The organism is Streptomyces sp. NEAU-W12 (genome assembly GCF_026242095.1).
In the GTDB taxonomy this organism is placed as follows: Bacteria; Actinomycetota; Actinomycetes; order Streptomycetales; family Streptomycetaceae; genus Streptomyces.
The window spans coordinates 238169-257742 of sequence record NZ_JAPJDM010000009.1 but is presented as its reverse complement, the minus strand read 5'-3'; the positions used below and the strand labels follow the sequence as shown (position 1 = coordinate 257742).

The window sequence follows — 19574 nt, the reverse complement described above, 5'->3', positions numbered from 1 at the left end:
GGGCGCCCCGCACGCACGACCACGGGACGCCGCCGCCGTCCCCGTCCGGTCGCCGAGCCGGTCAGGAGGCCCTGGCCAGAGCGAGGACGACGTTGTGGCCGCCGAAGCCGAAGGAGTGGCTGACGGCGACGCGGACGTCCTGCCGACGGGGTCCCCCGGTGACGCAGTCGATGTCGAATCCGGGAGCCGGGGCCCGCAGGTTCGCGATCGGCGGCACCGTGCGGTGCTGGAGGGTGAGCACCGTCAGCGCCGCCTCGACGGCGCCCGCCGCCCCCAGGCTGTGACCGAGCACGCCCTTGGGCGCGGTGACGCTGGGGCGGTGCGGCAGTACGCGGGTGATCAGGGCCGCCTCGCCGGCGTCGTTGAGCGGTGTGGAGGTGCCGTGGGCGTTGACGTGGCCGACGTCGTGCGGGGTCAGGCCCGCATCCGCCAGTGCGGTGCGCAGGGCCCTCTCCGTGCCCCGGGCGTCCGGGGCGGGCGCGGTGGGGTGGTGGGCGTCCGAGGTGCTGCCGCAGCCCACGAGCCGGGCGCGGGTGCGTGCACCACGGGCGGCCGCGTCCGCGGTCCGCTCCAGGACGAGGATGCCGGCGCCTTCCGCCAGGACGAAGCCGTCACGGTCGGCGGCGAAGGGCCGGGACGCGCCGGCGACCGCGTCGGTGCGCCGGGCCAGGGTGCCCGCACGCCAGAAACCGGCGGCCGTCAGCGGGGTGACGGCGGCTTCGGTGGCCCCGGCCACCGCGACGTCGCACTGGCCGGTCGCGAGAAGGTCGCGGGCCACGGCGACGGCGGTGGCGCCGGAGGCGCAGGCGGTGGCCGGGGCGAGACTGGGGCCGCGGGCCCCGAGGTCGATGGAGACCTCACCGGCCGCCATGTTCGGGATGATCAGGGGGATGGTGAGCGCGGAGACCATGTCGGCGCCCCGTTCCTCCAGGCGCCTGGCCTGTTCCTCGCGTGCCGCATCCGCCCCCAGCCCGCAGCCGATGACGACGGCGACCCGGTCACCGTTCCACGTCCCGGGGCCGAGGCCGGCGTCGTGGACCGCCTCACGGGCGGCGAGCACCGCCAGTTGGGCGTTCCGGGACATGCGCCAGGCGGTGCGTCCGACCCGCCGGCCCAGGGCTTCGCGCGAAAGGGGGACGCGGCAGGAGAAGTCCACGGGCAGGGCGGCCAGCTCCGGATCGTGGGCCGCGGTGCCCACGCCCCGGCAGACCGTGTCCCAGGCGGCGTCGGCACCTTCTCCGGCGGGGGTGACCAGGCCGAGGCCGGTGACGGCGACGGGCTCGGTCACGAGGAGGCCACCGCCCCCGTGCCGCCCGCGCGCAGCGCGTCGAGGTGGTCGGCGACCTGGGCGACGGTCGTGGTGCGGGATGCGTACTCGCTGCCGATCTTCACCCCGAAGCGTTCGTGGAGGATGAGCACCAGCTCCGTCAGGGCCAGGGAGTCCAGGTCCAGCTGTCCCAGCGTGAGCTGGGGCCGGATCTCGTCCTCGGGGACGCGGAAGGCACTGGTCAGGATGGAGCGGACGGCGTCGTAGGTTTCCGGCACGGGGTGTCCTCGCTGTGGTACGGGGCGGACAGGGCGAGCGGGGCGAGTTCCGCGAGACCGGCCTCGAATCCGATCGGTGGCTCGAAACCCAGACCGCGGCGTGCCGCGGTGAGGTCGAAGTGGTGCGGGTGCAGCAGTTCCGCGACGAGGAAGCGGCTCAGGGCGTGGGTGCGGGGGCTGCGGGTCATGCGCAGGCAGGTGTCGCTGATGGCGGCCGCGGCGGTGGCCAGCCGGGGCGGGACGGCGCACCAGCGGGCGCCGATGCCGGCGGCCCGCAGGAAGTGCCGGGTGATGTCGCGCAGGGGACGCGGGTCGCCCTGGCCGATGAAGTAGGCGCGGCCGCCCGCCGTCGGTGACTGCCGCAGACGGTCCAGAGCGAGGAGGTGGGCGTGGGCGGCGGTACGGACGTGGGTGGTGTCGATGAGGTTGCCGCCGTCGCCGGGCATCAGCAGACGGCCGGCCCGCACGGCGCGCGCGAGGGCGGGGACGAAATGCGGGTCGCCCGGCCCCCAGACGATGTGCGGACGCAGCGACACGGTGGCCAGCTCCGGGCCGTGGGCGGCCAGGACCAGAGCCTCGGCCCGGGCCTTGGTGGCGGGATAGGCGGCCAGGTGGTGCAGGGCGTAGGGAAGGTCCTCGGTGACACCTTCCAGGCCACCGGGCCGGAAGACGACACTGGCGGTCGAGGTGTACACGAGCGTGCGCACCCCGTGGGCACGGCACTGCTCGATCACGTGACGGGTGCCGACGACGTTGGTGGCCCAGTAGGGCCGCGACGGGCCGCTGACGCCGGCCAGGGCGGCGTTGTGGACGACGGCGTCCTGGCCGGCGACGGCACGGGAGACCGCGGCGGCGTCGGCGAGATCGCCCAGGTGCTGCCGGACACCCAGCCGTTCCAGCGTGGCGCTGGGGCGGCGGCCCAGGGAGGAGACGACGACGCCGCGTGCGCCCAGCCGACGGCAGATCTCCTGGCCGAGGAAGCCGCTTCCCCCGGTGACCAGTACCTTCACCGGACCCTCCCGCGCAGGCGCCTGGCGGCCCAGTCGGCCAGCCGCGGACGGTCGATCTTGGAATTGTGCCGGGGGTCGGTGGGGAAGCCGGGATGGAGCAGCAGGGTGCCGACGCGGTGCCCTTCCGGATGGTCCCTCACGACGGCGCGGACGGCTTCCAGGGCAGCGGCGCGGGAGGCGGAGGGCAGGAGTTCCACACACAGGACGGGCAGCCGGCACGCGGCCGTGCCGACTCCGACCAGGGCGGTGCGCCGGACGCCGGGGGCGGTGTCCGCCGCGGCCTCGACGTCCTCGGTGGCCAGGGTGAAGCCGGTGCCGGTGACCAGGTGGGCCTTGCGGCCGAGGAACCACAGGCGGTCCCGGTCGTCGAGCCGGCCGAGATCTCCGGTGCGGTGCAGCACGCCACGGCCGGTGACGCTCTTGGTGGCGGAGTCGGCGTCGGGGCGCCCGTGGTAGGCGGGGCTGACGGTGGGGCCGGTGACGGCGATCTCGCCGAGTCCGGTGGCGTCGGCGTCCAGGATCCGGGCATGGATGCCGGGCAGCGGCCGGCCCAGGCAGGTGCCGGCGTGCCCGGCGGGCGGCCGCATGCGTGAGGCCCGCAGGTCGTGGTCGCCGATCGCGGAGACGGGCAGGCATTCCGTGGCGCCGTAGACGCTGAGGATCTCGGCGTCGTCCGGCACGACGTCGCGCAGGGCGTCGCAGAGGCGGACGCGCAACGGGGCTCCGAAGGACAGCACCTGCCGGACCGAGGGCAGCGAGATGCCGCGGCGGGCGCAGTGGCCGGCGATCAGGGTGAGGACCGCGGGCGACGCCAGGACGATGGTGGCCCGGTGCTTCAGGATCGGCTCGACGAGTTCCTCCGGCGGCGTGCGGGCCGGGGCCAGGTGATTCACGGCCGGGACGACGGTGGTCGGGCCAAGGAGCGGGCCGAGCAGTGCGACCGGCAGGAACCCCGCGAGGAGTACGTCGTCGGGCCGGGGGCCCATCAGCGTCGACAGCGCGTCGAGCTGTCCGGCCAGGGTGGCGTGGCGGTACTCGGCGCCCTTGGGCCGTCCGGTGGAACCGGACGTGAAGGCGATCAGGGCCGGCTCGTCGCCGTCGGGCTCCCGCACCCGCAGGGGCGGGACGCCGCCGGCCGGCGCCCGGGTGACCAGCCGCCGTCCCGGGAGGAGCGGCACGGAGCCGGTGACCAGGGGGATCCGGACGTGCGGGCGGCCCCACCCCAAAACCCGGCGACCGAGGTGGGCCAAGGGCTCGCCGATGAAGACGTCCGGGGCGACGTCCCGCAGGCAGCGACCCACCTCGGCGCGCGGTTCGATCAGGACGGGAACGGCGCCGAGCACCCCGAGGGCGTACGAGACGGCGGTGAGGTCGTAGGCGTCGCGGGTCATCACGACGGCTTTGTGACCGGGCCGGACGCCGACGTCGTACAGGGCCCGCGCGATGTGGTGGCAGCCCCGCGCCAGTTCGCCCCGGCTGACCGTCCGGGAGGCTCCCTTGCGGCAGCGGACGAGGGCGGGGGCGTCGGGCCGGTCGGCCAGGCGTGCGGCGAGGCCGGGAACGGTCTCGGTCATGAAGCTCCCTGAAGGAAGTCACGGATGCGGTCGCCGAGTCCGGCGGCGGCGTCCTCCATCACGAAGTGCCCGGCGTCGGGGAAGCGGTGGACGGCGGCACGGGGGAAGCGGCGGGTCCACTCCTCCAGCAGGACCGGAGTGAAGACGGGATCGCGCATGCCCCAGCCGACGAGCATGGGCAGAGCCGACAGGCCGGCCCCGGCACCGGGGGGCTCGAGCAGCCGCCACACGGGGTCCGCAGGTCCGCGGGGGATCGCGCGGACGGCGTCGGTGATCGCCCGGCGCTCGGCGCGGCGGGCACAGGGCCTGAGGTGGGCGCGGCGCTCGGCCGAAGGCAAGGGGTGGTGGACTCCGGCGCGCAGGGCGGTGCGGGCGAACGCGTTGGTGAGGTGGACGAGGCCGGCGACCGGCCGGTGGTCACGGATCCAGCGCAGGTAGAACGGCAGTCGGAAGCCGTCCGGGAAGGGAAAGGCCACGGTGTTGCAGACGACCAGCCGGGCCACCACGCCCGGGTGCCGCAGGGCCCAGGCGGCGCCGAGCGGGCCGCCCCAGTCGTGCAGGACGAACGTCCAGCCCCGCTCGGGCAGGCCCACGTCCCGCACCAGGTGGCGGTGGAGGATGTCCAGGCCTTCCAGCTGGGCCTCGTAGGGGTCGGGCACTCCATCCGCCGGCCGCAGGTGCCGGGACAGTCCGAAACCCGGCAGGTCGGGTGCCAGGCAGCGGGCGTGCGGGGAGAGCCGGTGCAGCAGCTTGCGCCAGACGTAACTCCACGACGGGTTGCCGTGCAGGAACAGCACCGGCTGCCCGGAGCCGAGGTCGAGGTAGTGCTGTCCGGTGACCGGCACGCGCCGCCAGTGGCGGGGCGCGGGATAGCCCGGCATCAGCCGTTCCAGCGCGGCGGAGCGGGACGCCGGGGCGTGGCCGGCCCGTGCGGTCACCACCGGACGAGAGCCAGGCCGAAGCTGAAACCACTGGCCAGGCCGATCATCGTCACCACGTCCCCGCTCTCGATGCGGTCGGCCTCCCGCGCCTTGACCAGTTGCAGGGGGAGGGAGGCCGCCGCGCAGTTCCCGTGCTCGGCCACCGCGGGCATGCACCGGTCCTCGGGCAGGGAGAACATGTCGAGGGTCTCGCGGTACTGCGGCATGGCGATCTGGTGGAAGGCGACGAAGGCACCGGTGCGCGCCGTCCCGAGTTCTTCCCCGGCGGTGGCCAGGATCCGGGGAAGCGCGTCGAGCGCACCCTGGCGCAGGTCCCCGTTCAGCCGCAGTGTGGTGTGGTCGTCGTGCACGGAGAGGTGGTGCATGCTTCCTCCGCCGGCCACGGTGCAGGCCTCCCAGGCGGCGGAGTTGCTGACGAACCGCAGGGCCAGAACGCCGGGATCGTGTTCGCCCGCGGGACCGGCGGTGAGCACCATCGCGGCACCGGCGTCGGAGGCGGTGTAGCCGGGCAGGGCCCTCAGCAGGGCCTGCCGGTCGGGGACGTGCCAGCGGGTGGCCAGTGTGGCGGGTTCACCGCAGGCGATGAGGACCGTGCGGTAGCGGCCGGTCTCGATGAACGAGGTGGCCACTTCCACGGCGTTGAGGACGCTGTTGCAGGCGTTCTTGACGTCGAACACCGGGCAGGAGGCGTCCAGTTTCGTGGCCACCAGGTGTGACGTGGCGGGTTCGATCAGGTCCTGCGAGGTCGAGGCGAACAACAGCAGATCGATGTCGCCGATCTTCAGGCCCGCCTCGTCGAGTGCCTTGCGGGCGGCCGCCACGGCGAGGTCGGAGGCGTTCTCGCCGTCCTCGTGCACATGGACCCCGCGCACACCGGTGAGATCCTCCAGCAGGCCGGGCGGTGGTGCGTAGCCACCGTTCTCGGCGATCCTGGCACGGATCTCGTCCATGGTCCGGTAGCGGGACGGCAGATGAGCGGCGACGGCCGCGACACGGGCTCGCAGGGCTTCAGGCACCGCGTCACCGTAACGGCGCAGCCGCCGCCGCCAAGCCCTCTGCGCGACGGCCTTCACCCCAACGAGTGACCCGCATTGGCTTTTTCGTCCCGCGGTGTCCTTCACTCCGCCTGGGACCTGTTGCGGAAGCGGCGTCGTCGCCCGAAGGGCGGCCGCGCGGCAGGCATCACTTCCGCAACAGACCCTGATGCCTGCAATCGGCGCGAGGAAGCGGGGACTTGGCAATGCAGCAACTCGAACGGGCCGTGGCGGTGGTGGGAATCGGTTGCCGGCTTCCCGGGGGCATCACCGATCTGGACGGCCTGTGGTCCGTGCTGCGCGACGGGCGGGACATGGTCGGCGAGATGCCCGCCGACCGGCTGCCCAGGGACAGAACGGTCGACCCGGGGGCCGTGCGGCCCGGCCGCAGTTACACCGCCGCCGGCGGCTTCCTCCCGGACGTCGCCTCGTTCGACGCCGCCTACTTCGGCATGTCCCCCGCGGAGGCCAGGTACGTCGACCCGCAGCAGCGACTGCTGCTGGAGATGGCCGCCGAGGCACTGGACGACGCCGCCCTCCCGGCCGAGTCGCTTGCGGGGTCGGACACCTGCGTGTACGTGGGCGTCTCCGACCCCGGCTACGGCGTCGGCCTGACGATGATGCAGGACCACACGAGCCCGCACACCATGCCCGGCGCCACCCTGTCCATCACGGCGAACCGGCTGTCGTACGCCTTCGACCTGCGCGGGCCGAGCATGGCCGTCGACACGGCCTGCTCCTCCGCCCTGGTCGCCCTGGACCGGGCCTGCCGCACCCTGCGCGAGGGCGCCGGCCGTGTCGCCCTGGTCGGCGGCGTCAACGTGCTGGCCACCCCCTACTCCTTCGCCGGATTCTCCTATGCGGGCATGCTGTCGCGGCGCGGACGCTGTGCGGCGTTCTCCGCCGACGCCGACGGCTTCGTCCGTGCGGAGGGCGGCGCGGTGCTCGTCCTCAAGCGCCTCGCGGACGCGGTGGCCGACCAGGACCGCATCCACGCCGTGCTGGCCGCCACCGGCAACAACACCGACGGTCGCAGCACCGGCATGATCGTGCCCAGCGCCGAGACGCAGGAGGCGCTGCTGCACACCGTCTACGCGGAAGCCGGGATCGGCGCGGACGATCTGGTGTACGTCGAGGCCCACGGCACCGGTACCCAGGTCGGGGACCCGGCGGAGGCCGAGGCCATCGGCCGGGCACTGGGCCGGCACCGCCGCGGCGGCCCGCTGCCGATCGGCTCGGTGAAGACGAACCTCGGCCATCTGGAGCCCGCCTCCGGGATGGCGGGCCTGCTCAAGGCGATCCTGGTGCTGCGCCACCGGCTGGTGCCGGCGTCCCTGCACGCCCTTCCGCTCAACCCCCGGATCGACTTCGACGGCCTGGGGCTGGCCCCCGCCGTCGAACCCGTCCCGCTGCCACCGGGGGAAGGGGCCGCCGTGGGAGTGTGCTCCTTCGGCTTCGGCGGAGCCAACGCCCACGCCGTCCTCACCCCACCCCCTGCCCGGCGGCCCGATCCGCGGCCGGTGCCGGGCGAACGCCCGTTGCCGGTGGTCGTCTCCGCACGGTCCCCCGAGGCGCTCGAGCAGATGGCCGGCCGCATGGCGGAGCGGTTGCGGGAGGCGGAGCCCGAGGAGTTCTACGACCTGGCCCACACCAGCACCGTGCGGCGCACCGCGCACCCGCACCGCGCCGCCGTCCTGGCCGCCGACCCGCAGGACGCCGCACGGCAGCTGGACCGGCTGGTGGCCGCGGAGCCCGCCCGCGGGGCGATCGTGCGCACGAGCGGGCGGGACGGGATCGCGTTCGTGTTCTCCGGCAACGCCTCCCAGTGGCCGGGCATGGCCGCCGATCTGCTGGAGCGCGAACCGGCCTTCCGTGCGGCCGTCGAGGAGGCCGACGCGGCCCTGGCGCCCCACCTGGGCTGGTCCGTGGCCAAGGAGCTGGCCCGCCCCTCCCCCCGGACCTGGCAGCGCACGGAGGTGGCCCAGCCCGCCCTGTTCGCCGTACAGGTGGGTCTGACCGCACTGCTGGCCTCGCACGGGGTGCGGCCGCGGGCGGTGACCGGGCACAGCGTCGGAGAGGTGGCCGCCGCCCACGCCGCCGGAGTCCTGACCCTGGAACAGGCCGCGCTGGTGATCGCCGAGCGCAGCCGCACCCAGGGCACCACGGCGGGCCGGGGCCGCATGGCCGCCGTCGGCCTGCCCGAGGAACAGGCCCGCGGGGAACTGCTCCACCACGACGGCGCACTGGAGATCGCGGGCATCAACAGCGACCGCGACGTGACCGTCGCCGGGGCGGCCGGCGCACTGGCCGCCTGGGGCGCCGAGCTGGCCGGCCGCGGCGTCTTCTTCCGCGAACTGGACCTGGACTACGCCTTCCACAGTCGGGCCATGGACCCCATCAGGGAGCCACTGCTCGCCGCGCTGGACGGGCTCGCCCCCGCCCCCGCCCGGATCCCCTTCGTCTCCACCGTCACCGGCACCCCTCTCGACGGGCCGGAACTGGACGCGGAGTACTGGTGGCGCAACGTCCGCGAACCCGTCCGGTTCGCCGAGGCCGCCGCCCGCCTCGCCGCCGAGCACGCCGGCACCCTGATGGAAATCGGCCCGCACCCGGTGCTGCGCCCCTATCTGCGCCGCACCGGCGTCCCCTGCGTCGCCACCCTGCACCGCGACGGGGACGGCCCCCGCGAGGCCGCGGCGGCCGTCGCCGCCGCGCTCGCCACCGGGACCGGGACCGACTGGCGCCGGTACTTCCCCCGCCCGGGCCGTGTGGTCGACCTGCCCGCCTACGCGTGGCAGCACGAGCGGTACTGGCACGGCACTCCGCAGGCCCTGGTCAGCGGCACCAGTGGCAACGGCCTGCTGGACCATCCGCTGGTGGGCGAGCGGATGCCGGCCCCGCACCCCGTGTGGCACGGCACCGTCGAGCCGCAACTGGTGCCCTGGCTGGGCGACCACAGGATCGGGGACGACGTGCTCATGCCGGCGGCCGCCTACGTGGAGATGGCGTTGAGCGCCGGCCGGCGGGCCATGGACCGTCCGGTCGAAGTACGGCACCTGGAGATCGGCCGTCCGCTGCGCCTGCCGTGGCCGGACCCGACGCCGGTCGCCCTGCAGACCGCGGTCACCCCCGACGACGGCGCCCTGACCATCAGCGTCCGCGAGGAACACCACGGGGAGTGCCGACCCGTCGTACGCGCCCAGGTCCGCACCCTGCTCGGCACGGCACCGGCCCCGCTCGACGTCGACGCGCTCCGGGCACGCTGTCACCGGAGCACCGACGGCCCGGACTTCTACCGGACGTGTCACGACATCGGTCTGAACTGCGGGCCGGACTTCCAGCTCATCGACCGCATCGACGCCGGCGACCAGGAGGTGCTGGTCTCCTACCGGCTGCCGCACGCCGCCGACTCCTACACCGCCCACCCGGTCCTGCTCGACGCGCCGCTGCAGGCCACCGTGGCCCTCGCGGGGCCGACGGCGGAATCCGCCGGCTTCCTGCCGACCGTGTTCGGATCCGTACGCGTGTGGCGCACCCCCGCGCCCGCCGGCGTCGTACACCTGCGGCGGCGCAGCCGCAGCGCCAACGAGATGTGCTGGGACATCACCTATGCCGACGCGGACGGCACGGTCACCGCCGAGATCGACGGCTGCCGCACCCGCCGCGGACACATGACCGGGGACACCCCCCTGGCCGTCCAGCGCACCGTTCTGCGGGCCGCCCCCCACCGGGGGTCCCCGGCCCCGCCCTCTCCCCTTCCCCCGCCCACCGAGGTGGCGCGCGCGGCCGAGCCGCGCATCACCGCCGCACACGCCGCCCTGGACGACAACGGCCACCGCCGGTTCGTCACCGCCGCCGAACGGACCGGCGCCCACTGCTGGGCCGAGACGTTGCGCGGCCTTCTCGCCGACCCCGCGGTCCCGTTCTCGACGGGTGATCTGGTGGCCGGGGGGATGCAGCCCCGGCACCGGCGGCTGGCGCGGCTGATGCTGCCCCTGCTGGCCGAGCACGGCCTCGCCCGGCCGGCCGGGGGAACCTGGCAGCTGACCGGCGCCGGCGCCCGGCCCGAGGAACTGCTGCGCGGCCTGGTGGAGGAGCACCCCGCGTACAGCGCCGAGACGCTGCTTCTCAACCGGCACCTGCGCCATCTGCCCGACGTGGTGCGGGGGCAGGTCGACGCGGGCGATCTCCTGCCGACCGGGGACAGCGCGTACGAGCAGCTTCGCGAGACCGGCCCGGCCCACCGCTTCGCCCACCGTGCCGTGCAGGCACTGCTCGACGCCGTCGTCGCCCGCTGGCCCGCCGACCGTCCGCTGCGCGTCCTGGAAGTCGGCGCGGCCACCGGCGCCCTGACGGCCGCGGCCCTGCCCATGCTGCCGGCCGACCGGACCCACTACACCCGCACGACCACCACCGGCAACGGTCTCGCCCGTGCCGAGCACCGCTTCGCCCGCCACGACTTCGTCGAGCACCGCACCCTGGACCTGAACGCCGACCCGGTCGACCAGGGCCTGCCCCGGGCCGGGTTCGACCTCGTCCTGGCGGGCGACGCCCTGCACACCGCCACCGACCTGGCCGCGACCCTGCGACGCCTGCACACCACGCTGGCCCCCGGCGGACACCTGCTGGCCACCGAACCGCACCACGCCCGGCTCCAGGCCCTGTTGTCCGGCACGCTGAACGACTTCTGGGAGCGCGGCGACCACGACCTGCGCCCCGGCTCCCGCGTCCTCGCCCGCGACCGGTGGGCACCGCTGCTGGAGCAGTGCGGTTTCTTCGACGTGGTGCAGACCGGGCCCGAGGACCGTTCCGTCCTCCTCGCCGCGGCGGACCACGGCCAGGGAGCGGACACCGAGGGGCCACGGGCGGATCCCGGCACCGCCTGGGTGATCGCCGTCGAGGACGACACCGAGACGGCGACCGCGCGGGCACTGGCCGCTCTTCTCGGGGAGGCGACCGTCGTCACCGCGCCCGAGGAGGCCGCCGCCTGGCGCGGGACCCTGCCCGCGGACTCCGATCCGCACGTCGTCCTGCTGCTCGCCGAACCCGGTCCGCGGGAGACCGTCACGCGGACCGTCCGCCGCGCGGCCCTCCTGCGCTCCCTGGCCATCGCCTGCGAGGGCCTGAAGGGCGGCACGAGATCCCGGGTGTGGCTCGTCACGCGCCCCACCGGTCTGTTCCCGGCCCCGGAGCAGCCGGCGCACCCGGACGACGCGGCCGTCTGGGCGGCCTCCCGCACGCTCGCCAACGAGCGTCCCGACCTGTGCGTGCGGCGCCTCTCGTGCCATCGCACCGGCGACGCCGGCGCCGACGCCCGCCGCCTGGCCGGAGAACTCCTCGCTCCCGGCGACGACGACCGGAGCGTTCAGGAGGACGAGATCATCCTGACCGCACAGGGCCGGTTCGTCCCCCGGCAGGTCCAGCATCCGGCGAGCGAAGCCCCGGGCGTTCCCGCCGGCACGCCGTTCATTCTGGAGGCCCGTGACCCGGGCCTGCACCGACGGCTGGTCTGGCGGCAGACGGACCTTCCCGAACCCGGACCGGGCGAGGTGACCGTCGAAATGCGGGCCGTGGCCCTGAACTACCGCGATCCCATGAGGGCCAACGGTCTGCTGCCGCCCGAAGCGGTGGAGAACACCCCTCTCGGCCGCGGGCTGGGCACCGACGGTGCCGGCATCGTGCGCGCCGTGGGAGCGGGGGCAGGCGGCCTGAAGCCCGGCGACCGGGTCTACGGCCTCATGCCCGCAGCCCTCGCCTCCCACACGACGACCCCCGCCGCCGCCGTCGTCCGTATCCCCGACGAGCTGAGCTTCACGGAGGCTGCGACCTTCCCCGTCGCCTTCCTGACCGCCCACCACACCCTGGTCCACCAGGCCCGCCTCGCCCCCGGGGAGACCGTGCTCGTCCACGGCGGTGCCGGAGCGGTGGGCCTGGCCGTCCTGCAGTGCGCCCGCCGGCAGGGCGCCCGCGTCATCGCCACCGCCGGCACGGAGACCAAGCGAGACCTGCTGCGCACGCTCGGCGCCGAGCACGTACTCGACTCCCGCAGCCTGGACTTCGTCCCGCAGGTGCGGAAGCTGACCGGCGGCCTGGGCGTGGACGTCGTGGTGAACTCCCTCAGCGGCGAGGCCATCGCCCTGGGCCTCGGCCTCCTGCGCCCCAACGGCCGCTTCATCGAACTCGGCAAGAGGGACATCTTCCTCAACAACACGGTGGCGCTGCGTCCCTTCGACCGCAGTCTCACCTTCATCGGCTTCAACCTCGACGCCGTCATCGACTCCCCGGCCCTGCGCTCCCGCCTCCTCGCGGACTTCGGCGCGCAGGTCACCTCCCACACCTACCGGCCCCTGCCCCACACGGTCTACCCCGCCGCCCGGGTCGAGGAGGCCTTCCACCTCCTGCAGCACTCCCGGCACACCGGAAAGGTCGTCGTCACCTTCGACCCCCTGGACGAACCGGTCCTCGTGGAGCCCGCGCCCGGCACCCTCCGCCTCGACGGCGAAGGCACCTACCTGATCACCGGAGGACTGAGTGGACTGGGCGCCGCCACCGCCCGCCGGCTGGCCGACCACGGAGCCCGGCACCTGGCCCTGCTCTCCCGCCGCGGACCCGACGCCCCCGAGGCGCCCGCCCTGCTCCGGGAACTCACCGGCCGCGGCGTGCACGTCACCGCCCACGCCGTCGACGTAACCGAGGAAGCCGCGCTGCGCCGGGTCATCGACGCGGTGGACGCCACCGGACACCGTCTGTGCGGCATCGTGCACGCGGCCATGCACATGGACGACGCGTCACTCTCCGACCTCACCGACGACCGGTTCGCCGCCGTGCTGGCGCCCAAGGCGGCGGGCGCGGCGCTGCTGGACCGCCTGACCGCCGACCGCGACCTGGACCTGTTCCTCACCTACTCCTCGGTCTCCGCCACCATCGGCAACCCGGGCCAGGCTGCCTACGCGGCGGCCAACGCCTATCTGGAAGCCCTCGCCCGGGCCCGGCACGGCGCCGGCAAACCGGGTACGGCCCTGGCCTGGGGACCAATCGGTGAAACCGGCTATGTCGCCCGCAGCGGCATGGAAACCGCCATGGCCGGACGCGGCCTCGAACTCCTCACCCCTGCCGAGGTCCTGACCACCGCCGCCCACCTCCTGGCCGCCGGCACCGACGTCGCCGGAGCGGGCCGCTACCGCTGGGGAGCCGCACGCCACCTGCTGCCCCTCCTGGCCACCCCCCGGTTCACCCGTCTGGCCCCGTCGTCCTCCATGGCCCTGCCGGACGCCCGCAACGAACTCCTGCGAACGCTGGCGGACCTTCCGGCGGACGAAGCGGTGCACAGGATCACCGACACGCTCACCCAGCTCCTCGCGGGTGTCCTGCAGACCGATCCGGCCGGCCTGGACGCCACGCGCCATGTCACCGATTTCGGACTGGACTCGCTGCTGGGCATGCAGTTCCTGGTCCAGGCGAGGGATCTCTTCGACATCCGCCTCGCACCGGCCGACCTGGCCACCGGACGCACCCTGACCCACTTCGCCCGCCTGGTCCACCAGCGACTGGGCCTGGACACCGGCGGGCAGGAGTAACAGGAGCAGACGGAGGCGGACGCCCGTCGCGCCGGGGCCCCGGCACAGCGGGCGGGGCCGCGCGTCTCAGCGGGGCACGGACCGCGGGCCGGTGACGTTCGCTCCCAGGGCCGTCACCCTGCGGCGCAGCTCGCGGTCGGCCGTGACGACCAGGACGGGGCGGTCGCCGGTGCCGGCACCTGCCACCAGGGCGACCATGTGGTCGTCGCCGCTGCCCGGGGCGGACTCCACCCGGACGCCCGGCACCGACTCCACCCCGCGGGCCGCGCCCTCGACGACCAGGATGATCTCCACCGGTCCGGACCGGCCCGGCAGGCCGTCCGACGCCAGCCGGTCGCGCAGGCGTTCGGCGGCGCCGCGCCGGTCCCGCCACCACCCGTCGGGCACCGACCCGACGACGTTCGCGGCGTCGACGATCACGAGCGGGGCGGCGCTGTTCTCCATGCGGCCAGGCTCCCACGGAACGGAGAAGAGGGGCGGGCCGCACGGAAGCGATCCGTGCGGCCCGCCCTCCCGTCAGGGCCTGCCGGTCAGGCGGGGACGCTCGCCACGCCCGGGGCCAGGAACCGCTTGCCGTTGACGCGCTCGGAGACGCCCTCACGGTCCAGGTACGGCGTGATGCCGCCCAGGTGGAAGGGCCAGCCGGCGCCGGTGATCAGGCACAGGTCGATGTCCTGGGCCTCGGCGACGACACCCTCGTCGAGCATCAGCCCGATCTCCTGCGCCACCGCGTCGAGCACCCGGGCCCGCACCTGCTCCTCGGTGAGGACGGTGTCGCCCTGCTCGAGCAGCGCGGCGACCTCGGGGTCCAGCTCCGGCCTGCCGCTGTCGTGGACGTAGAAGCCGCGCTTGCCGGCCTCGACGACCGCCTTCAGGTTCGGCGAGACGGTGAAGCGGTCCGGGAAGGACCGGTTGAGCGTCTCGGAGACGTGCAGCCCGATCGCCGGGCCGACCAGCTCCAGGAGGACCAGCGGGGACATCGGCAGACCGAGCGGCTCGACGGCCCTCTCCGCGGTCTGGACCGGGGTGCCCTCGTCGATGACGTTCTGGACCTCGCCCATGAAGCGGGTCAGGATGCGGTTCACGACGAACGCCGGGGCGTCCTTCACCAGCACCGCCGTCTTCTTCAGCTTCCGGGCCACGGCGAACGCCGTCGCCAGCGAGGCGTCGTCGGTCCGCTCGCCGCGGACGATCTCGAGCAGCGGCAGCACCGCGACCGGGTTGAAGAAGTGGAAGCCGACGACCCGCTCGGGGTTCTTCAGCTTGGACGCCATCTCGGACACCGACAGCGAGGAGGTGTTGGTGGCGAGGATCGCGTGCGCCGGGGCGACCGCCTCGACCTCGGCGAACACCTGCTGCTTGACGCCCATCTCCTCGAAGACCGCTTCGATGACGAAGTCGGCGTCCGCGAAGCCCTCGGCCTTGTCCAGCACACCGGTGACCAGCGCCTTGAGGCGGTTGGCCTTGTCCTGGTCGACGCGGCCCCTGCCGAGCAGCTTGTCGATCTCGGCGTGGACGTAGCCCACACCCCTGTCGATGCGCTCCTGGTCGATGTCGGTCAGCACGACCGGCACCTCGAGGCGGCGCAGGAACAGCAGCGCGAGCTGCGAGGCCATCAGACCGGCGCCGACGACACCGACCTTGGTGACCGGACGGGCCAGGTCCTTGTCCGGGGCGCCGGCCGGGCGCTTGGCGCGCTTCTGCACCAGGTTGAACGCGTAGAGACCGGAACGCAGTTCACCGCCCATGATCAGGTCGGCGAGCGCCTTGTCCTCGGCGTCGTAGCCCTGCTGGAGGTCGCCGTCCTTGGCGGCGGCGATGATGTCCAGGGCGCGGTAGGCGGCCGGGGCGGCGCCGTGCACCTTGGAGTCGGCGACGAACCGGCCCTTGGCGACGGCCTGGTCCCAGGCCTCGCCGCGGTCGATCACCGGGCGGTCGACGACGATCTCGCCCTTGAGGACGGCCGCCGTCCAGATCAGCGACTGCTCCAGGAAGTCCGCGCCCTCGAAGATCGCGTCCGCGATGCCGAGTTCGTAGACCTGCTCGCCCTTGAGCTGCTTGTTCTGGTTGAGGCTGTTCTCGATGATCACCGAGACGGCCTTCTCGGCGCCGATCAGGTTCGGCAGCAGGGCGCAGCCGCCCCAGCCGGGGACCAGGCCGAGGAAGACCTCGGGCAGGGAGAACGCCGGGATGGCCGAGGACACCGTGCGGTAGGCGCAGTGCAGGCCGACCTCGACGCCGCCGCCCATCGCCGCGCCGTTGTAGTACGCGAAGGTGGGCACGGCGAGCGTCGACAGCCGCTTGAAGACGTCGTGGCCGCCCTTGCCGACGGCGTGGGCGTGGTCCCACTCCTTCAGCTGCTCGACGCCCTTGAGGTCGGCGCCGACGGCGAAGATGAACGGCTTGCCGGTGATGCCGACACCGACGATCCCGCCGTCCGCGGCCTCCTTCTCGACCTGGTCGAGGGCGGCGTCCAGGTTCGCCAGCGACTGCGGGCCGAAGGTGGTCGGCTTGGTGTGGTCCAGGCCGTTGTCCAGCGTGATCAGCGCGAAGCGCCCTGCGTCCAGGGGAAGTTCGAAGTGGCGTACGTGGGCCGTCGTGACGACCTCGTCCGGGAAGAGCGCGGCCGCGCCCTTCAACAGTTCGGCGGTGGTGCTCACTTGTCCCCCTCGAAGTGCGGGTTCTCCCAGATGACCGTCGCGCCCATGCCGAAGCCGACGCACATGGTGGTCAGGCCGTAGCGGACGTGCGGCTGCTCCTCGAACTGGCGGGCCAGCTGCGTCATCAGGCGGACGCCGGAGGAGGCCAGCGGGTGGCCGAAGGCGATGGCGCCGCCGTACTGGTTGACGCGCGCGTCGTCGTCGGCGATGCCGTAGTGCTCCAGGAAGGCCAGCACCTGGACGGCGAAGGCCTCGTTGATCTCGAACAGGCCGATGTCGGAGATGGACAGCCCCGCCTGGGCGAGGGCCTTCTCCGTCGCCGGGATCGGGCCGTAGCCCATGACCTCGGGCTCCACCCCCGCGAAGGAGTAGGAGACCAGGCGCATCTTGACCGGCAGCCCGTTCTCGCGGGCGAAGTCCTCGGAGGCGATGACCGAGGCGGTGGCGCCGTCGTTCAGACCGGCCGCGTTGCCGGCGGTGACCCGGCCGTGGACGCGGAACGGCGTCTTGAGACCGGCCAGGTTCTCCAGGGTGGTGCCGGGACGCATCGGCTCGTCGGCGGTGACCAGGCCCCAGCCCGTCTCGCCGGCCTCCGCGTTGGTGCGGCGCACCGACACCGGTACCAGGTCGGCCTGGATCTTGCCGTTGGCGTACGCCTTGGCGGCCTTCTCCTGCGAGCGGACCGCGTACTCGTCGGCGCGCCGCTTGGTGATCGTCGGGTAGCGGTCGTGCAGGTTCTCCGCGGTCATGCCCATGAACAGGGCCGACTCGTCGACCAGCTTCTCGGAGACGAACCGCGGGTTCGGGTCGACGCCCTCGCCCATCGGGTGGCGGCCCATGTGCTCGACACCGCCCGCGATGGCGACGTCGTACGCGCCGAAGGCGACGGAGCCGGCCACCGTGGTCACGGCGGTCAGGGCGCCCGCGCACATGCGGTCGATGGAGTAGCCCGGGACCGAGGTCGGCAGGCCCGCCAGGATGCCGGCGGTGCGGCCGATGGTCAGACCCTGGTCACCGATCTGCGTGGTCGCGGCGACCGCGACCTCGTCGATCTTCTTCGGGTCGAGTCCGGGGTTGCGGCGCAGCAGCTCCCGGATCGCCTTCACGACGAGGTCGTCGGCACGGGTCTCGTGGTAGATGCCCTTCGGGCCCGCCTTGCCGAACGGGGTGCGGACGCCGTCGACGAAGACGACGTCCCTGACGGTACGAGGCACGATGGCTCTCCTCCAGGGTGCGGGATGGCACTGCTGCGTTGCGCTGAGCGCGCGCTCAGAGCCTATGCTACTTGTGGGTAATGTGGCTGCCCAGTCCCGCGGGTCCGAGCGGTGAAGGTCACACCGTCGGCGGAGCCCGTCGCAGCACGCCGGACGAGGGCCGTGGCCGGGCGCACGCTTCACAGCCCTCAGGGATCTTGGCGTGATCTCGACGCCCCTGTTCCGTTTCAAGGGCCCATGAGGGGGCGGCGAACCAGGGGTGGTCCGTGACCGGAGGCCGGGCCGACGGCGCCTTTCACCGGGACGGAGCCGTATCGCCGTGCGGCTCCGCCGCGGGCGGCCGCACGAGGGGCACTCCCAGGGGCACGGGGCCGTGTCGGCCTGCGGCTCCGCCGCGTGGGCACGACCGGCCGCAGTCCACCCGTACCCGCTCCGCGCACCCGCTCCGCGCCCCGGACCTGCATTGGCGACGGCGCTCAGGCCTGTGTCGAACCGCCGGAGTCAAGTGCGGCGACGAGTACCGGCGTCACCTGCTCCACCCGTCCCGCACCCGCTCCGCGCCCCGCACCCGCTCCGCGCCCCGCACCCGTCCCGCACCCGCTCCGCGCCCCGGACCCGCATTGGCGACGGCGCTCAGGCCTGTGTCGAACCGCCGGAGTCAAGTGCGGCGACGAGTACCGGCGTCACCTGCTCCACCTGCCACGGCCGCGCCCCGTACCCCGCCAGCGCGGCCGCGACGGACTCCGGGCCGGCGGGCTGCGGCGGCTCCCAGCACACCCTCCGCACCGTGTCCGGCGTGATCAGGTTCTCCTGCGGCATGTTCAGCCGCTCGGCGAGCGCGCTCACCCCCGCGCGGGCCGCGGACAGCCGGGCCGCGGCCACCGGGTCCTTGTCCGCCCAGGCGCGCGGCGGCGGGGGACCGGTCACCGGCTGGCCGGGCTGCGGCAGCTGCGCCTCGCTCAGCGCCCGCGCCCGGTCCACGGCCGCCTGCCACTGCTCCAGCTGTCGCCGCCCCACGCGCGACCCGAACCCGTTCAGCGCGGCCAGGGCGTGCACGGTGGCCGGCACGGCGAGCGCGGCTTCGACGATGGCCGCGTCCGAGAGCACCTTCCCCGGCGAGACGTCCCGGCGCTGGGCGATCCGGTCCCGGGTCTGCCACAGCTCCCGCACGACGGCCATCTGCCGGCGTCTGCGCACCTTGTGCATGCCGGAGGTGCGCCGCCAGGGGTCCTTGCGGGGCTCCGGCGGCGGCGCGGACGCGATCGCGTCGAACTCCTGCCACGCCCACTCCAGCTTGCCCTGCCGGTCCAGCTCCTTCTCCAGCGCGTCCCGCAGGTCGACCAGGAGCTCGACGTCGAGGGCGGCGTAGCGCAGCCAGGGCTCGGGCAGCGGGCGGGTGGACCAGTCGACGGCGGAGTGGCCCTTCTCCAGGACGAAGCCGAGCACGTTCTCGACCATGGCGCCGAGTCCGACACGGGGGAAACCGGCGAGGCGGCCGGCCAGCTCGGTGTCGAAGAGACGGGTGGGCAGCATCCCTATCTCGCGCAGGCAGGGCAGGTCCTGCGTGGCGGCGTGCAGCACCCACTCGACGCCGGACAGCGCCTCGCCCAGGCCCGACAGGTCGGGGCAGGCGACGGGGTCGATCAGCGCGGACCCGGCGCCCTGGCGGCGCAGCTGGACGAGGTAGGCGCGCTGGCCGTAGCGGTAGCCGGAGGCACGCTCGGCGTCGACGGCGACGGGGCCGGTGCCCGCGGCGAAGGCGGCGGTCACTTCGGCGAGGGCGGCGTCGTCCGTGACCACGGGCGGAATGCCCTCGCGCGGTTCGAGCAAGGGGATCGGCGCCTCCGTAGCAGAAGAAGATCCGTCGTCGTCCGGAGGGGCGCCTCCGGTGGTTCGCAGGGCACTGTCTGCTGCGGTGTCGTGGGCGTCGGTCACCTGTCAAGAGTATCCGTGCCGCGAAGGGGTCCGGCGACGGGAAGGTCCGTCGGCGGGCCCCGGGGGGGCGGCAACAACGGCGGC

General features: G+C 74.1%; 11 protein-coding genes. 1 reads left to right on the top strand and 10 read right to left on the bottom strand.

All coding sequences use genetic code 11. The annotated features are described in order from the left end of the window. Positions 1 to 61: 61 nt before the first annotated feature. The 6 genes from ORI94_RS13920 to ORI94_RS13895 are packed head-to-tail and all read right to left on the bottom strand — an operon-like array spanning position 62 to position 6086. Positions 62 to 1288, bottom strand: a complete 1227-nt coding sequence (locus ORI94_RS13920) for a beta-ketoacyl-[acyl-carrier-protein] synthase family protein (protein ID WP_266075019.1) — start codon at positions 1286 to 1288, stop codon at positions 62 to 64. After that, positions 1285 to 1545 carry an acyl carrier protein gene (locus ORI94_RS13915; RefSeq protein WP_266075018.1) on the bottom strand — a complete coding sequence of 87 codons (261 nt, stop codon included), beginning with the start codon at positions 1543 to 1545 and terminating at the stop codon, positions 1285 to 1287. The genes ORI94_RS13920 and ORI94_RS13915 overlap by 4 nt, the downstream gene beginning before the upstream one ends. Then, positions 1509 to 2555 (bottom strand): NAD-dependent epimerase/dehydratase family protein, encoded by a 1047-nt coding sequence (locus ORI94_RS13910; protein WP_266075017.1) that lies wholly within the window; start codon positions 2553 to 2555, stop codon positions 1509 to 1511. The genes ORI94_RS13915 and ORI94_RS13910 overlap by 37 nt, the downstream gene beginning before the upstream one ends. Next, the gene (locus tag ORI94_RS13905; RefSeq protein WP_266075016.1) at positions 2552 to 4129 is read right to left on the bottom strand and encodes an AMP-binding protein; all 1578 of its coding nucleotides are present in this window, start codon (positions 4127 to 4129) and stop codon (positions 2552 to 2554) included. Before ORI94_RS13905 ends, ORI94_RS13910 begins: the two co-directional genes overlap by 4 nt. Continuing rightward, on the bottom strand, positions 4126 to 5067 hold the full coding sequence (locus ORI94_RS13900) for an alpha/beta fold hydrolase (RefSeq protein WP_266075014.1): 942 nt from the start codon (positions 5065 to 5067) through the stop codon (positions 4126 to 4128). The genes ORI94_RS13905 and ORI94_RS13900 overlap by 4 nt, the downstream gene beginning before the upstream one ends. Further along, positions 5064 to 6086 (bottom strand): 3-oxoacyl-ACP synthase III family protein, encoded by a 1023-nt coding sequence (locus ORI94_RS13895; protein ID WP_266075012.1) that lies wholly within the window; start codon positions 6084 to 6086, stop codon positions 5064 to 5066. Before ORI94_RS13895 ends, ORI94_RS13900 begins: the two co-directional genes overlap by 4 nt. Before the next feature lie 224 nt (positions 6087 to 6310). Between ORI94_RS13895 and ORI94_RS13890 the strand changes: the two genes are divergently transcribed. Then, on the top strand, positions 6311 to 13681 hold the full coding sequence (locus ORI94_RS13890) for a type I polyketide synthase (protein ID WP_266075064.1): 7371 nt from the start codon (positions 6311 to 6313) through the stop codon (positions 13679 to 13681). A gap of 66 nt (positions 13682 to 13747) precedes the next feature. Here the strand turns inward: ORI94_RS13890 and ORI94_RS13885 are convergent, their stop codons facing one another. From ORI94_RS13885 to ORI94_RS13870, 4 genes are all read right to left on the bottom strand, one after another. Further along, positions 13748 to 14125, bottom strand: coding sequence for an NTP pyrophosphohydrolase (locus tag ORI94_RS13885; protein ID WP_266075010.1), 378 nt, complete (start codon positions 14123 to 14125; stop codon positions 13748 to 13750). An 86-nt stretch (positions 14126 to 14211) separates the two neighbouring features. Beyond that, the gene (locus ORI94_RS13880) at positions 14212 to 16341 is read right to left on the bottom strand and encodes a 3-hydroxyacyl-CoA dehydrogenase NAD-binding domain-containing protein (protein WP_266075007.1); all 2130 of its coding nucleotides are present in this window, start codon (positions 16339 to 16341) and stop codon (positions 14212 to 14214) included. Beyond that, the gene (locus tag ORI94_RS13875; RefSeq protein WP_266075005.1) at positions 16338 to 17555 is read right to left on the bottom strand and encodes a thiolase family protein; all 1218 of its coding nucleotides are present in this window, start codon (positions 17553 to 17555) and stop codon (positions 16338 to 16340) included. The genes ORI94_RS13880 and ORI94_RS13875 overlap by 4 nt, the downstream gene beginning before the upstream one ends. Positions 17556 to 18188: 633 nt before the next feature. Next, a complete protein-coding gene (locus tag ORI94_RS13870; RefSeq protein WP_266075004.1) occupies positions 18189 to 19490 on the bottom strand; it encodes a ribonuclease D in 1302 nt (433 codons plus the stop codon). Between the last annotated feature and the right edge of the window lie 84 nt (positions 19491 to 19574).

Excerpts from the sequence above, each read along its gene's own strand:
- ORI94_RS13885 (WP_266075010.1), bottom strand. The coding sequence starts at position 14,125 with ATGGAGAACAGCGCCGCCCCGCTCGTGATCGTCGACGCCGCGAACGTC.
- ORI94_RS13890 (WP_266075064.1), top strand. The coding sequence starts at position 6,311 with ATGCAGCAACTCGAACGGGCCGTGGCGGTGGTGGGAATCGGTTGCCGG.
- ORI94_RS13905 (WP_266075016.1), bottom strand. The coding sequence starts at position 4,129 with ATGACCGAGACCGTTCCCGGCCTCGCCGCACGCCTGGCCGACCGGCCC.